Genomic DNA, 15,262 nt, shown 5'->3' on the forward strand with positions numbered 1-15,262 from the left:
AATCGTTTACAGCTTCGCCAACTCTTCGCGACAGAACTCGACGAACAACTGCGCAGGCTTGGTCAACTGCACACGCTTGAGGTGCGCCGCCGCCAGCCCCGACAGCGCCACCGGCTCGGCGATATCCAGCGTCACCAGGCGCTTGCCATCGTAAGTGAAGGGTGAGTGCGGCCGGGTCACCAGCAGCGAAAAGCCGAACCCCTGCCCTACCATCCCCCGCACCATCTCGATCGATGGCGAGCTGAAGACGATGTTCGGCGTCAGCCCCATCTCGTTGAACAGGCTGACGAAGTAGGTACGGCTCGGCGCGACATCGAGCAGGATCATCGGCTCCGGGCAAAGGTCGCGCAGCGAAACCTGGGCCTGGCTGGCGAAGCGGTGCTTCTCGGGCAGCAGCACATAGGGCTTCTGCGGCGGCATCAGCGGCTCGGCTTCGATGGTGCCGTCCAGGTCGTGGTCGTAGAGAAACGCCAGGTCGAAGGTGCCCGCCGTCAGCCCCTGGATCAGCTCCTGCTGCTCGCCGTCGCGCAGGCGGATATCCACACCGGGATAACGCTCGCGAAAACCTGCGATCAGCCGTGGCAGATAAAGCGGCGCGACAGTCTCGAAGCAACCGATGTCGATCTGCCCGGCCACCGTATCGTTGTCGGCCAGGGCGTTCTGCTCGAACTCGTGGGACATCTGCAGCAGCGCCTTGGTCTTGGCATAGAAGCGCTTGCCACTGGGGGTCAGCGACACGCCCTGGGCGTGGTGACGAATGAACAACTGCACACCGAAGCTCTCTTCCAGGCTCTTGATCGCGGTCGAGATCGACGGCTGGGCGATGTACAGCTGGCGCGAAGCCTCGGCAACACTGCCGGCCTCCACGGTGGTGACGAAGTACTTGAGTTGTCGCAAGGTATAGGAAGCCATGGGCACCTCTGGGGCGCCGTGGGCGGCGCGCGGAATTTTCCTCTCACCTTACCTTAGTGGCTGGCATGCGTGCGGCCAGTGCAGCCTAGGATTTGCCTGGGGGCTGAGCATATTTTTGCTCGCTTGTTGGCCGCCCCCAGGGCAACGGCCCCTCAGAACCCGACCGTCGCCGACAGCAACCACGTGCGTGGGGTCGACAGGGTCAGGCCGGTGGCGGTGCCGTCGGGAACGTTGGCCGAGGCCCAGTAGGTCTTGTCCAGCACGTTCTCGACGCTGGCGCGCAGAGTGACGTCCTTGTCACCGAGCTTGAGCGCGTAGCGCGCGCCCAGGTCATAACGCTGCCAGGCGTCGATCTTCTGCCGGTTGGCGGCATCCAGGTACTGGTTGCCGGTATGGATGACGCGGGCGCTGAGGGTCAGCCCGTCGATGGCCGGCAGGTCCCACTCAACGCCAAGGTTGGCATTGACCACCGGCGCGCCGATGGCCCGGTTGCCATCGTTGCGGCCATTGGCGGTGCGTGTCTGCTCGGCATCGAGGAACATCGCTCCACCCAACACCCGCACCCCGTCCAGTGGCTCGCCGAACAGGCTGATTTCCAGGCCCTGGTTGCGCTGCTGGCCGTCGGCGCTGAGATTGTTCTGGGCATCGGTGAAGTACGACGGTTTCTCGATGCGGAACAGGCTGACCGTGGTGCTGAAGCGCCCCATGTCGTACTTGGCGCCGACCTCCAGTTGCTTGCTGCGGTACGGCGCGAAGACCTTGCCGGCGTTGTTCGCCGTTTCCGGTGCCACCTGGCCCTGGGTCAGGCCCTCCATGTAGTTGAAGTACAGCGACAGCTGCTCGGTGGTGCGCCACACCAGGCCCATGGCCGGCGAGGTGGCGCGCTCGTCGTAGCGCTGGTCGGGCTCCCCGGGCTCGGAGCTGTCGACCTCGACACGCTGCAGGCGCGCGCCGAGGGTGAGCAGCACAGTGTCGTCAGCGAAACTCAGGGTGTCGGCCAGGGCCAGGCTCGACAGCACGGTGTTGGTGTGGGTCGGGTTGTCGTCGGACAACGGCGCGCCCGGTGCGGGCAAGGTCACCGGGTCGAACAGGTTGCTGACGCCGTTGGCGTAGCGTGCACCGCTGTTGTCGAAGGTCAGGTCGAAGCGATTGAGGCTGATATTGAGGGTATGGCCGACCGCGCCGGTGTTGAACCAGCCGCGCACGCCGACCGTGCCGGTCACCACGTCTTCCTCGCGCTGGAAGGCGCGCGGGCTGACGGTGAAGCGCCCGGCATCGTTGACCACCTGCACGGCGTGGCGCATGAAGTCGTAGTCGCCCTTGCGCGCCCCCAGGGCGCCCAGCAGCATCCAGTTGTCGCTCAGGTCGTACTCGCCGCGCACGGCGCCGAAGGTATCCTTGGCCCGCGAGTAGCTCCAGGGCTGGGCGAAATTGTGATGAATGTCCTTGGCATCCGGCACCTTGAGCCCTGCGGCAAGGCCGACACGCTCCATCGGCGCATCCACGTCACGCGCCTGATGGCCGATATCCAGCGACAGGCGGGTACGCTCGCCTTTCATGTCCAGGCCCAGCACCGTCGCCTCGCGGTCCATGTGCTGGTGATCCCACTCGGTGTCGCCGGCCTGGCGCACCGCGTTCAGGCGCACGCCAAAACGTTGCTCGTCACCAAAGCGCCGACCGATGTCCAGATGACCGCCCCCCTGTCCCGCCGAGGCGTACAACGCGGTGAACTCGGTCAGCGGTGTCTGGCCAGCGCGCTTGGGCTCGATGTTGACCCCGCCGCCAATGCTGCCATTGGGCGCCAGGCCGCCCAGCAGCGCGCCCGGCCCCTTGAGGATATCGACCCGCTCGACCATCTCCATGTCGATCGAATAGGTCGGCAGTACGCCATACAACCCACCGTAGGCCACATCGCTGTTGTACAGGCTGAAACCGCGCACGGAGAACTGCTCGAAGCGTCCACCTGCGGGGTTGGTGCTGCGCACCGAGGGATCGTTGGCGACGACATCGGCAAGGGTGCGGGCCTGCTGGTTCTGCAATATCTCGCGGGTGTAGGAGGTCATGCTCAGGGGCGTTTCCATGTAGTCGCGCTCGCCCAGCATGCCGAGGCTGCCGCGTCGCGACACCTGGCCGCCGGCGTAGGCGTCGCCTGCCAGCGCAGCGCCCTGGCCATGGACATTGGTGTCGGGCAGCACATGCGCGCCCTCGACCGGCGCGGCCTGGCGCACCAGGGTGAAGCTACCGGGCCCTGCCGAGACCAGTATCAGGCCCGAGCCCTGCAGCAAGGCGGCGAAGCCCTCCTCCACCCCGTATTCGCCCGCAAGCCCCAGGCTGCTGCGCCCGGCGACCAACGCCGGGTCCACCGACAAACTGACCCCAGCCTGGCCAGCAAAGCGTGTCAGCACCGCGCCAAGGCTGCCGCCCGGCACCTGGTAGCTGCGCCGCGCTTCATCGGCCCAACCTGGCGCGGGCAGCCCCAGCGCAAGCAGCAGGCCAGCGCGCATCAGGTGCAGGGATAGAGGACGAAGCAAAGGGGTGCGGGACATCCGGAACGCTCTCAGGTCAGGGGTGGATACCCTTGATGACAAGCGGGCGCAAAAAAAGGGACAGGCTTCAGGCAATTTTCTTGCGAGGGGTCAGCGACACCCAGTAGCGGGTGCGGTAATGCACCTGAAGCGGCAGGCTCGCCGCCAGCAGGGCGAGAATGCGGTCGGTGTCGTCGAGCTGGAAGGTGCCGGTCACCGCCAACTGCTCCAGCGCCGGGTCCCAACGCAGCAGCCCGGGGCGGTAGCGATCCAGTTCACGCAGCAGATCGCCCAGGGGCTGGTCGTCGACGATCAACAACCCCTGCTGCCAACCCGGCAGTTGGGCGTCGAACGGCTGGCTGGCTGTCACCCCAGAGGCGCTCAGCATCGCCCGCTGCCCGGCCTCCAGGCGAACCGTCGGCCCGGCCAGCGGTTGCAGGCTGACCTGGCCACGTGTCACCGACACCACACAGCCCTGCGCACGCTCACGCACGCAGAAACTGGCCCCATGCACCCGCACCAGACCGTCGCGGGTCTGCACCTGCAGCGGGCCCACGGTGTCGAGGGCAATTTCGCCCTGCACCAGTTGCAGCCTGTGGCGACCTTCGGCGAAGTCCAGATTGACCGCAGTGCCGGTGTTGAGCTGCAACCGGCTGCCATCGGGCAGGGTCAAGCCGCGGCGCTCGCCCGTGGCGGTACGCAGGTCGGCACGCCAGTCGTCCAGCGGCAACTGCCGATAACCCAGCCAGGCCAGCGGTGCCAGTGCGCCGAAGCCCAGCACTTGCCCCAGCAGGCGGCGGCGATCCGGATCGGGACGGTCCAGGCAAGCCACCGCCAGTGGCGCCGGGACCTGGGCGAAGCGCTGACGCAGACCCTCGGCCTTCTGCCACAAGGCTTCATGGGCGGCACTGCGGGCTCGCCAGCGTTGCAGTGCAGCAGCCTGCTCCGTGTCGAGCTGGCCGGCATCCTGCAAGGCCAGCCACTGCGCCGCCTCACGGGCCAACTGGCGTGCACCGGCATCCACCGGGGTGCTCACAGGTCCACCAGCAGGCAGTGTTCGTATGCCTTGGCCATATAGCGTTTCACCGTTCGCTCTGACACCTCCAGGCGCCCGGCGATGCTGGCGTAGTCCAGCCCTTCTAGCTGCGACCAGAGAAAGGCCCGGCGTACCACGGCAGGCAGGCCATCGAGCAGGTCATCCAGGGCCTGCAAGGTTTCCAGCAGCAACCAGCGCTGCTCCGGCGACGGCGCCAGCGCCTCGGGCAGGTTGGCGAGGGCATCCAGATAGGCCTGTTCGAGGCTGCGCCGCTTATAGTGGTTGACCAGCAACCGGCGCCCGACCGTCAGCAGGTAGGCCCGTGGCTCGCGCAGGCTCGGCACGGCGTTGCCCTGCTGCGCCGCGAGCACCCGCAGGAAGGTGTCCTGGGTCAGGTCCGCCGCAGTCCAGGCATCGCCCAGGCGCCGGTGCAACCAACCTTGCAGCCAACTGCGATGGTCGCGATAGAGGGTGTTGAAACTGGGTTCGGCTGCCGCGGCGGGGTCGGACATTCGGAGGCACGCTGAAGGAGGATGAGATACGAATGCGAGTGATTCTAATTATTTCTCATCCGCTCGCCAAGGTGCCCTGCTGTCATCCGCCCGCGAAGCGGCGGCTACGGCCACCGGCAAAATCCAATTAAACCCTCACCCACCTCCCCCTTCTAAACAGGTTGTGCCCACGGCACACCCTGCAATCAACACCACCTCGGAGGGGGACCCGATGGACGAACGATTTCTGCAGTTGCTGACCACCACCACGGTATTCGGCATCTCCATCCTCAACCTGCTGCTGGCACTGACGGTGACGGTGATCACCTTCCTGGTGACGCGCTGGGCGCTGAGTTTCCTCAAGCGCCGTGCCCGCCAGTGGTCCAGCCATGACGGGCAGCTCAGCAGGCTCATCACCCAGGTACTCGAAGGCACCAGCAACTTCCTGCTGATGCTCGCCTCGCTGCTGGTCGGCCTTGGCGTGCTGGACCTGCCGGAACGCTGGCTGGACCGGGTCGGCAGCCTGTGGTTCGTGGTCGCTGCGTTGCAGATCGGCCTGTGGGCCAACCGCGCCATCGCCCTCGGCCTGACCCGCTACTTCGCCCGCCACGACACCGGCAATGCCTACCGCGGCAGCGCGTTGGCGACCCTGTCGGGCTGGGGCGCGCGGGTGCTGTTGTGGTCGGTGGTGCTGCTGGCGATGCTGTCGAACCTGGGCGTGAACATCACCGCCTTCGTCGCCAGCCTTGGCGTTGGCGGCATCGCCGTGGCGCTGGCGGTGCAGAATGTGCTGGGCGACCTGTTCGCCTCGCTGTCGATTGCCGTCGACAAACCGTTCGAGGTCGGCGACTTCATCGTCATCGGCTCGCTCGCTGGCACCGTGGAGAACATCGGCCTGAAGACCACGCGCATCCGCAGCCTCGGCGGCGAACAGATCGTCATGGCCAACGCCGGTATGATCAGCAGCACCATCCAGAACTACAAGCGCCTGCAGGAACGGCGCATCGTCTTCGAGTTCGGCCTGTCGTACGACACGCCCACCGAGGCGGTGAAGAAGGCCCCGGCGATCGTCGAGGAGTCGATCAAGGCCCAGGGCCAGGTGCGCTTCGACCGCGCCCACCTGCGCGGCTTCGGCAAGGAGGCGTTGGAGTTCGAAGCGGTCTACATCGTGCTCGACCCGGGCTACAACCTGTACATGGACATCCAGCAGGCGATCAACTTCCAGTTGCTCGAACGCTTCTCCAAGGTCGGCGCCAAGTTTGCCGTCGGCGCGCGCTCGATCAAGGTGACAGGCTTGCCGGAGGCTTCGAACCAGCTTACTCATGTCAGGGGACGGGACTCGCAGGGGAACTGAACGCCGCCCCCGGCGCTACAGCCGCACCCCGCACATCCCGGCAATGATCGCCAGCGCAATGTCCGCGCAGGCGATCACGCCACTGCGCCAGATCAGACGCACTGCCCGAGCCTGTAAACCGTGCGCCTGCATCACCATGCGCAGCCCCAGCAGCAGGTGCAGCAGTACCAGGAACACACCCAGGGCGTAGTGCGGCACCAGGCGGATGTTCCAGGGATCGAGCAGCACGCGCGCGCTCCAACGCCAGGCCAGATGCAGGCCGCTGACCACCTGGAAGACGAATGCCAGTACCAGCAGCGGTTCAATGAAGCCCGCCCGGTAAAGGGTACGGCCAAGGTCCATGACCTGAGCGTGCAGCTCGGGCCCGACCAGCCCGGTCAGATGATTGGCCAGGTGGAACAGCACGTACAGGCACAGAATCGCACCACCCACACCGTGGGCCACGCGCCAGCACACCAGCACCGCCATCAGTGGTACGGCCAGCGTGCTGCGGTTGCCCAGACGTTCGAGCAGCATCGCTCCAGCTGGCGTCGCTTATAGCCGGGCCTGCTTAGTTGGCTCCAGCTTGGGCGACTGCTGCAACAATCCTCGTGGCAACTGGAAACCTTTGAAAGGCTCTTGCGTTATAGGGTTGAAGGCCTTCTCCGCGTTGAGTCGATAGCGCATCACGCCGTCACCGGTCCGGAAGCTCAAGTCCACGCTGGTCGCGGTGCGTCCATTGAGCGAGCCACGGCTGAGCAAGCGGAACATCGACCAAGGCCCGCGGTACTCCAAGCTGCTACTGTTGCCGCTCTGCCTGAGCAAGGTCAGGTTGCTACGCACGTGCTGCCCCAGAGTATTAGGCCAGACGATACCGGTGATCTGGCGCGGACCATGGGTGTAGGAAATCAGCTGGCCATCGAGGTCCAGCAGACTGGTACGCTGGTTAGCGCTGAGCCCCAGCGGCTCGATGCTGAACTGCACGCTCAGGTTGCCACGCTGATCGAAGAAGGTTTCGCGGATGCGATCTGCTCGCTCCAACTGTTCGATCACATCGCTGCGAATCAACGACCGCCCTTGCTGGCCAGCCTGCAGGGCTTCGAGATTGTCCTTCAGGAAAACACGCAGGTACTGATCGTTGAACTGCTGCAGCCGTCCCTTCGGCCCGAAGAAGGCTTCAAAGTCGTCCAGCGAAGCATCGGGTGCCCGCACCACGAAGGGGTAACGCCCAGCCAGGCGCTGCTGGAAGAAGCTGTACACCTCGGCATCCCAGCGCCGCTCCAGTTCGCGCAGGGCTTCGATGTTGAGCACTTGTGCCGTTTGATCGGCCACTTTTCTAACCTGGTGGTTGATTGGCTCTGGCAAGCCGGTGGCTACGCGTTGCAAGGTGCCGATCGGATCGGGCCCTGTCATCGAGAAGCGCTGAAGTACTGCCTGGAGTGCTGCTTTGCCTCTGTCCGGACTGTCCTGCACTGCCTTGGCGTAATCATGAACAGCGGCAATGGCAGCAAGGGTTTCATCGTAATAGCTGGGCTTTTCACCCGTTGCCTGCAACATCGCGCTCAGCCCGGCAAAGGCACGCTGAATAGCCCACGCCTGTTGTTGCTCGGACTTGCGGGTTGTCGGTCGTAAGGCCTCAGCCTGCGCAACTGCATCTGCCTCCACAGCAGATGACAGCGAAGTATTGACCCTCACCGTATCCAATAGCCGATGCAGCGGTGCGGCAGGGCCGGTGAACTGCTGAAGCACCTCAATCCCATGATCCAGATCGCGGAAGTCGGCCACCGAGAAAGCATTCAAGGCACGCCGCCAACTGTCGATGAAATCGGCGCTGTACAAATTGCGCAGCCGTTCACCCAGCGCCTCTCGGTCTGCATCCGAGTAGTCGAGCTGGCCGCGCTCGCCCAGTGCCCACTCGTCGACCATGGCCATTTCGGCGAACCGTTGGCTACGCGGCTCGAAGTATTCTCTGAAGCCCTTGGCCGTAAGCATGGGTGCTACCAACACACTTTCACCATGCCTGGCACCGACAGACGACTGATACACCACGTCGAAGGTCGGCCCGACCTGATGACGCAGGTCCAGGCCTGTAGGCAACTGCTCCCCCGCCTGCTGCTTGAGGCTCGCATAGACCCGCTCTGGCAGCGGCGCCTTGCGTAAAATCTGCTGCACCTCGGCGATTCGCTGGTTGTATTGCGGCAGTTCGGTATCGGCATACGCCATCGCGTACTTCAGATGCCGCATGAGGTCGCGTTGCAGTTGGCCCTGGCCAGGAAATTTTTGCTGCCACTGGCGAGCCATCCACTCCTCGACCCATTCGGATCGGCGGTTCTGGCGATCCTCCAGCATCCGGTATATCCGCAGGGCAGCCATCTGCTGTTCACTACCTGGCGGGGCCGCATCCATGGCATCGACTACCCCACTGGCCAAGGCCGGCAGGAAGCGTTTCGAGAGCAAACTAAGGTAGGCATCATCGACACGCGGACCGATGGCACGCCCCTGATACAAACCTAAATCAGCCACACCCGGCCATGCGCCACGGTAGTCGCCAAATACCGACACCGCGTCGCGGATCTGATCCAGCGGCTCCAGCAGGTTGCGCCCGGTCGGGTCGAGTCGCTGGTCCACTTCGTGATGACTGTACTCCCGACTTTTGGCGAGCACGTTGGCGGCCTTGGCACCATTGATATCGAAGTAGCGTTGCCAACTGGCGATGGCGACAAGAAAAGCCAGTGCGCCCACACCAGTGCCAACCCAGAGCAACTGCCGCTTGCTACGCGCCACTCTGATGTTGTCCCCGGCAAGCCCGGCTTCCTGATAGATGACGCGCCTGAAGGCATGCTGGATGAAGTAGACCAGAGCCTTGCCTTGGACCTTACCCTCGCGCAGCGGAAGTTTTGTCTTGTAGGGCTGGGCAGCCTCGCGAACGAATGCATTGAGCATGTCGCCTTGCTGCACTACCGACGACCAGTACACACCACGCACCAGCGCAGGCGTGGTGAAACGGTCACTTGCCAGTGCTTCTTGCAGGAATCTCAGTAGTATCGGGCGCAGCCCAACCAGCTGGGCATGCAATGAGAAGAGACGCGCCCGCAGTGATGCATCGCCCAATGTATCGAGTCGGTCCAGCACCTGCTCAAACAACTGGCTGGTCAACCGATCGTAGTGATCGCCATACTCGTCCAGCCAGGCGTCGAACGTTCCAATCGCATCCAGCTTGAAGGTGAAGCCCAGCATCTTTTCCCGCGCCGCAGCGGGAAGCCCGGCGTAAAGCTGATCGAAACCATCCAGTAGATCGAACTTGCTCAGTACCACATACAGCGGCAGGCGTGAGCCCAGTTGGCTGCTCACCTCGTACAGCCGCGCGCGCAAGACATGCGCCAGCGCGACACGTTGCTCAGGTGTGCCGTGCAACAGTGCAGGCAGATCGACAACCAGCAGCACACCGTTGAGGGGTCTCTGGCTTCGGTTGCGCAGCAGCCAGTCCAGTAGGTGCTGCCACAATCTGGCCGAAGTGGTGGGAGGTACTGGCACTGCGTCTGCTTCCTCGGCAGGCGAAGCGACCCCAGCCCCCTGGCTGATAAAAGCGCCTGGCGGATCGATGATCACCGCATCGTTGCTGATCCACCAACCGATCGGATAGGTCAGTGCTTGCACTGGTCGGCCACGCGCCCGTGCCTTGTCGATGCGAGTCAGAGAGAAACTTTGTTCGGTACGGTCGAGGAAGTTGGTCTTGCCTGCATGCTGGTCGCCCACTACCAGATACCAGGGCAGTCGGTACAACGCTCGTCGCCCACCGGCATTGTGTAGAAATCGCGAAAGCCCTTGGTCCAATGCCTTCTCTTGCGCTTGAACGAACGGCAACGTTTGATCCAGTTCGGCGGCTGCTGCCTGATTGCGCTCTGCCTGCAGATGGCGAAAACGCCTGCGCAACACCACGAGCCAGCACACCAGGGGTATCAGCACAAGCACCAGGCTTGCCAGCCCTCGATGGGCAATGCTGGCCAACGGTCGCTGCTCGCGCCACGTCCATTGCGGACCGAGCCACCAGATGGCAACGAGCATCAGCACAGCAGCCAGCACGAGCAGCAGCGGCATCGCCAGGCCAATGCGCGTCACCAGCGGCAAGCCCCTGCGTTTGAGTTGCTTCCATAATTGCTTCATCAAGATTCCTGCTCCTTGCTCCGTTCAACCAGCAACTGGGGGGCGGCATATTGCTGAAGCCGCTGAAAGACCTCCGGCTCCCAGGCGCTGGCAGTGGTGTGCTGCATCGTCCGGGCAACGCTCGCGCACAGGTCCTGCGCCAGCCAGGACACCCCCCGCGCAGCCAGCAAGTCAGCAGCGATCACCGTGGTATGGCAGCGCTCCCGAGGCGTTCGCAGATCGGCCTGCATCCCTTGCAGCCTGAGCAGAACCGGTTCGACGCCACCGACTTCCAGTTGGCCGGTCAACTCTTCACGCAAGCTTGCAAACTCCTGAGCGCCTGCCCCCTGATCGGATTGCCCTTGGGATCCCTTGAGCCAGGCCAGGCATTGGTCATCCACGAATACCCGGCCGTCGCTGAAACACAATTGCTGCAACGCTGGCATGCGCAGCACAAACCGCGCGGTGGCAGCGCGAATGGCCTCGGCCACTTCGCCCATCGCCAACCGGGTTGCGGCGGCCGCCGCGAGGAAACTGCCGCGAATCCAGTAAGGGCAAGCCGTCACACTTTTCTCGATCCGCTGCAGCAATGCCGCATCAACCGTCGTGCCCGCGATGGCCTCTTCATAGTCACCGGCAATATCCTGCGGAACCGCCATCAGCTCCGTTCGATTGTCCTGCCTGGTCTGCGGCGCGGCCTGAATATGTGCCCACAGGCCGAAGCGGCGTAGCTGGTAGCCGGTAGGGTCGTAGGGGTCCTGCTGATTGATGAGCTCGGCCATGCTCAGTACGGCACGCCGCGTTTCTCGCTCGTTGCCCAGCGACACGCGTGGCGTTGGCTTGGCAATGACTTGCGCCAGAGATTCAGGTTTGATGTTGGGTGCAGCAGCCGTAGGCGAAGACTCGCCAGCGCCGCTGGCAAGTTCCAGGTGTTTGCCCAACACGTGCTCGAGCTCGCCCAGTGCCGCGGAATCCAACTGTGCGGCATCCTGTTGCTGTTGCAGACGCTTCAAGCCGTCCTCAGCCAGGGCGGCATGAGAGGCGTTGTAGGTGAAGCGGTCTAGTCGCGGCAGCGCCTCGATCAAGCGGGTGACCACGATGGTGACCAGCTTGCTCTTGCCCAGATAGCCCTTGGGGCCCGGTTTTGGATGAGCGGTTTCCCAATAGCGTTCAACCACACCCGCCAACAGCTCCAAGGTAAATCCCCAGCGCTGCCAGCAATCGGCGCGCAGCCATGCCGCGCTCAGGTGGGTAACGATTCGCAAATGCTTGCACTGCTGGGCCAAGTACTGCCGGGAAGCCTCTTCGATGTAGGTCCAGTCGATCGAGGTCTCCTGCAACCCTCCCAGCTTGACCATCTCCTGGTCAATGGCCTGGTATGTCTCATCCTCCACATCGAACAGGCCAGCCGGTGCCTGTGGGTCGATCGGCGCAAGCAGCCGGGCGATTTCTTCAGCCGAAACCTGTGCTACCAGCGACATGTCTTGCGCGCCTCATCGATGAGTGGGTCAAGCCCCTGGGCATCAAAGATCAAGCCATCGATGGCCGGGTTGTCGCTCTGGACGTGAATGCGGTGGGCGCCGATCAGTTGCTTGATCTGCTCGATCCCCGGCAAACCTCGACCAGCGTCGAGGACCTGACCGTTTTCCATTACCTGCCATGGTGTCGCGTTGGTATTGCGGCGTTCGCCCAGCAACTGCACCGTCACCCGGCCTACATCGAGCGGGCGTCCAACGACCAACTGCAACCTGGAGATGTTCTGCACACAGCTGATGACCAAGTATGGGGACGGCGTTGCCGATGCGATGGCGGGTGCGGATATCAGCAACCCCTCCCCTTCAGCGCTGAGGCGAAACGTCAGGTCCTCTGGCGGCCGACTCGCTTCATGAGCCAACACGCGGCGCACGGTGGGTGAGTCCTGCTCCGGCGCGGACCACCTCAGCGGCTCAACGCGAGCCGGTGTTCCTGCGGACTTGTCGAAACATGCCAGGCGCTCAAGATTGGACACGATCCTTGGGCAATCTCGATCAGCGTATGCAGGCATCGGCATACAACTGAGTAGCAGAGAAATCCCTACGCCGTATGTATTGCGCACAATCACTGACAATAACTTCCTGTTCTAAATCTGCACTTACCCGAGACCAGACCTGCGCATCGCTTAATTCCAGTCGCATCTTAAAACTGGCGAAAGCGTAGGCCATAAGCGAGAAAAACAACAAACAAATATTTAGTTACAAATTCCCGCTCGACCAATTAACACCACTCAATGCAAGGTTTTTAATGATGAAGTTACCGCTAACTATCAAAGTGAAAATTCGCCCCACACTTAGAGAACTTTCCTACAAGTAAGTTTGCAAAGCTCACGCATCACGGAAACTTCCTACAGACCAAGGATAGATTTTATGGCTAAGAATATTGGCTCAGTCGCGCCCAAGGAACGCATAAACATCAAATATGTTCCGGCCACTGGAGATGAACAAGCCGAAATAGAGCTTCCCCACAAGATGCTGGTCATGGGCGATTTCGGCCTGAATGACAACCGTGCGCTGGAAGATCGTCCTGTCATGCGCATCGATAAACACACATTCAACAACGTACTGAATGACGCGGACGTAAGCCTGGGCATGTCCGTGCCCTCCATGCTCAACGCGGCTCCAGGCACAGAGCTTGCCGTGCAGTTGCAATTCCGGTCGATCAACGACTTCGGGCCAGACCGGATCGCCCGTCAGGTACCGGAGCTGAACAAGCTGCTGGAGCTGCGCGAAGCCTTGGTTGCCCTCAAAGGGCCGTTGGGCAATGTGCCTGCGTTTCGCAAGCAACTGCAGCATCTGTTGAGCAACGAGCACGCCCGAAAACAACTCGCCGAAGAACTGGACCTGGTGCTCGAAGCGCCAAAAGAAGACTGAGACAGCGGAGCGTCCCATGCCTAAGCAAAACAGCACTACCGTGGCCGTTGAAACAACTGTCGACACATTGGGCACAGCCAGCTTGCTCGACCAGATCATGGCAGAAACCAAATTGGTGCCTGCACAAGAGGGTTATCAGGTCGCCAGGCAGGGCGTCTCGGCCTTTATCGCCGAAATACTTAAAAGTGATGACCCAGATCAATTAATCAACAAACACCGCGTCGATCAGATGATCGCCGAAGTGGATCGGGTGCTCAGCAAACAGATGGATGCGATCCTGCACCAGCCTGAGTTCCAGCAGCTCGAATCCTCGTGGCGCAGCCTCAAACTTCTGGTCGATCGCACTGACTTCCGCGAAAACATCAAGCTTGAAGTCCTGCATGTCAGCAAGGAAGACTTGCTCGATGATTTCGAGAATGCTGCCGATATCACCTGCAGTGGAATGTACAAACACGTTTACACGGCAGGCTACGGTCAGTTTGGCGGCGAGCCGGTTGCAGCCATGGTGGGCAACTACAACTTCGGCCCCTCTTCCCCCGATATCAAACTACTGAGTTACATGGCCTCCGTCGGTGCGATGTCTCACGCCCCTTTCCTCGCCGCGCCGTCCCCCGAGTTCTTCAATCTGAGCAGCTTCGAAGAGCTGCCCAACCTGAAAGAGATCAAGGACATTTTCGCCGGCCCACGTCATGCCAAGTGGCGTGCATTCCGTGAAAGTGAGGACTCCCGGCACGCGGCCTTGACCGGCCCGCGGTTCATGCTGCGCTCGGCCTATCACCCCCAAGAAAATCCCGTCCAGAGCTATCACTACTACGAGGACATCGACGGAAAACACGACAACTACCTGTGGGGTAACTCTGCCTTCCTGCTGGCCAGTTGCATCAACGACAGCTTTGCCCGCTACCGTTGGTGCCCGAACATCATCGGTCCGCAGTCCGGTGGCGCCGTCGAGGACCTGCCGGTGCACCTGTACGAGTCCCTCGGCCAGCTGCAGGCCAAGATCCCGACCGAAGTGCTGATTTCCGACCGCAAGGAGTTCGAGCTGGCCGAAGAGGGTTTCATCGCTCTGACCATGCGCAAGGACAGCGACAACGCCGCGTTCTTCTCCGCCAACTCGGTACAAAAACCGAAAAACTTCCCCAAGACCCCGGAAGGGCTGCAAGCGCAGACCAACTACAAGCTCGGCACCCAACTGCCCTACCTGTTCATCGTCAACCGCCTGGCCCACTACATCAAGGTGCTGCAGCGCGAACAGATCGGCAGCTGGAAGGAGCGCCGTGACCTTGAGTCCGAGCTCAACAAATGGATCAAGCAATACGTCGCAGACCAGGAAAACCCCTCTGCCGATGTGCGCAGCCGCCGGCCATTGCGTGCCGCCAGAGTCGAGGTATCGGACGTTGCCGGCGATCCAGGCTGGTACCAGGTGTCGCTCGCCGTACGCCCGCACTTCAAGTACATGGGCGCGAACTTCGAAATCTCCCTGGTTGGACGGCTCGATACGCAATGAGTGGATTTTTCGATCGCTTGACGGTGGATCAGTCCGTCTGCCGGGAGCCGTCCCGGCAAGAAAACGCCAGCCAAAAGTTCGCCGCCATCAAGCGTCACCTCGAAACCTTGCTCAACGCTCGCCAGGGTTGCTCGCAGAGCAGCCCCGAGCTGGGCTTGCGTGACTTCAATGGACACGACGCAAGCAGTGGCGACCTATTGCAGCAAGTGAGCGCGGACATCCGCCGCACCATCCTGCGCTTCGAGCCCCGCGTGCATGTGCGTTCGCTCAAGGCAGTGCCCGATTGCCACGCGCCGCTGGAGCTGCATTTCAGGTTGGACTGCCACGTGCAGGTCAACAACCACACAGAGCAGTTGCAACTGGAGCTGCTGGTCAACGGCCATAACCGCCACACCCGAGTGAGGTGACG

At 62.4% G+C, this 15,262-nt stretch carries 12 protein-coding genes; 4 read left to right on the forward strand and 8 right to left on the reverse strand.

Annotation, left to right across the window (positions count from 1 at the left end; all coding sequences use genetic code 11):
- Window positions 1-6: 6 nt before the first annotated feature.
- The 4 genes from HU729_RS13935 to HU729_RS13950 form a co-directional block, all read right to left on the reverse strand.
- Window positions 7-912: a LysR family transcriptional regulator gene (locus HU729_RS13935; protein ID WP_054892743.1), complete on the reverse strand. Its 906-nt coding sequence runs from the start codon at window positions 910-912 to the stop codon at window positions 7-9.
- A 152-nt stretch (window positions 913-1,064) separates the two neighbouring features.
- The gene (locus HU729_RS13940; RefSeq protein WP_186669695.1) at window positions 1,065-3,458 is read right to left on the reverse strand and encodes a TonB-dependent receptor; all 2,394 of its coding nucleotides are present in this window, start codon (window positions 3,456-3,458) and stop codon (window positions 1,065-1,067) included.
- Window positions 3,459-3,525: 67 nt separating this feature from the next.
- Complete coding sequence (locus HU729_RS13945; RefSeq protein ID WP_186669696.1) at window positions 3,526-4,473, reverse strand: FecR family protein; 948 nt, start codon at window positions 4,471-4,473, stop codon at window positions 3,526-3,528.
- Window positions 4,470-4,985 (reverse strand): sigma-70 family RNA polymerase sigma factor, encoded by a 516-nt coding sequence (locus tag HU729_RS13950; protein WP_186669697.1) that lies wholly within the window; start codon window positions 4,983-4,985, stop codon window positions 4,470-4,472. The genes HU729_RS13945 and HU729_RS13950 overlap by 4 nt, the downstream gene beginning before the upstream one ends.
- Before the next feature lie 211 nt (window positions 4,986-5,196).
- Here HU729_RS13950 and HU729_RS13955 point away from each other — a divergent pair, with 211 nt between their 5' ends.
- Window positions 5,197-6,318: a mechanosensitive ion channel family protein gene (locus HU729_RS13955; RefSeq protein ID WP_186669698.1), complete on the forward strand. Its 1,122-nt coding sequence runs from the start codon at window positions 5,197-5,199 to the stop codon at window positions 6,316-6,318.
- 15 nt (window positions 6,319-6,333) lie between these two features.
- Here the strand turns inward: HU729_RS13955 and HU729_RS13960 are convergent, their stop codons facing one another.
- The 4 genes from HU729_RS13960 to vasI are packed head-to-tail and all read right to left on the reverse strand — an operon-like array spanning window position 6,334 to window position 12,490.
- Window positions 6,334-6,834: a hypothetical protein gene (locus HU729_RS13960; protein ID WP_186710570.1), complete on the reverse strand. Its 501-nt coding sequence runs from the start codon at window positions 6,832-6,834 to the stop codon at window positions 6,334-6,336.
- A gap of 18 nt (window positions 6,835-6,852) precedes the next feature.
- Window positions 6,853-10,461 (reverse strand): type VI secretion system membrane subunit TssM, encoded by a 3,609-nt coding sequence (gene tssM, locus HU729_RS13965; protein WP_186710578.1) that lies wholly within the window; start codon window positions 10,459-10,461, stop codon window positions 6,853-6,855.
- Window positions 10,461-11,921, reverse strand: coding sequence for a type VI secretion system protein TssA (gene tssA / locus HU729_RS13970; protein ID WP_186710582.1), 1,461 nt, complete (start codon window positions 11,919-11,921; stop codon window positions 10,461-10,463). The genes tssM and tssA overlap by 1 nt, the downstream gene beginning before the upstream one ends.
- A complete protein-coding gene (gene vasI, locus HU729_RS13975; protein WP_189657811.1) occupies window positions 11,909-12,490 on the reverse strand; it encodes a type VI secretion system-associated protein VasI in 582 nt (193 codons plus the stop codon). Before vasI ends, tssA begins: the two co-directional genes overlap by 13 nt.
- 352 nt (window positions 12,491-12,842) lie before the next feature.
- Between vasI and tssB the strand changes: the two genes are divergently transcribed.
- Genes tssB through tssE form a run of 3 tightly spaced genes read left to right on the forward strand, consistent with a single transcriptional unit; the run spans window position 12,843 to window position 15,260 of the window.
- Window positions 12,843-13,346 (forward strand): type VI secretion system contractile sheath small subunit, encoded by a 504-nt coding sequence (gene tssB / locus HU729_RS13980; protein WP_186710589.1) that lies wholly within the window; start codon window positions 12,843-12,845, stop codon window positions 13,344-13,346.
- A gap of 16 nt (window positions 13,347-13,362) precedes the next feature.
- Window positions 13,363-14,853, forward strand: coding sequence for a type VI secretion system contractile sheath large subunit (gene tssC / locus HU729_RS13985; RefSeq protein WP_186669703.1), 1,491 nt, complete (start codon window positions 13,363-13,365; stop codon window positions 14,851-14,853).
- Window positions 14,850-15,260, forward strand: a complete 411-nt coding sequence (gene tssE / locus HU729_RS13990; RefSeq protein ID WP_186669704.1) for a type VI secretion system baseplate subunit TssE — start codon at window positions 14,850-14,852, stop codon at window positions 15,258-15,260. Before tssC ends, tssE begins: the two co-directional genes overlap by 4 nt.
- The last annotated feature ends 2 nt before the right edge of the window (window positions 15,261-15,262 follow it).

This window comes from Pseudomonas sp. RW10S2 (genome assembly GCF_014268985.1).
Classification (GTDB): domain Bacteria; phylum Pseudomonadota; class Gammaproteobacteria; order Pseudomonadales; family Pseudomonadaceae; genus Aquipseudomonas; species Aquipseudomonas wayambapalatensis.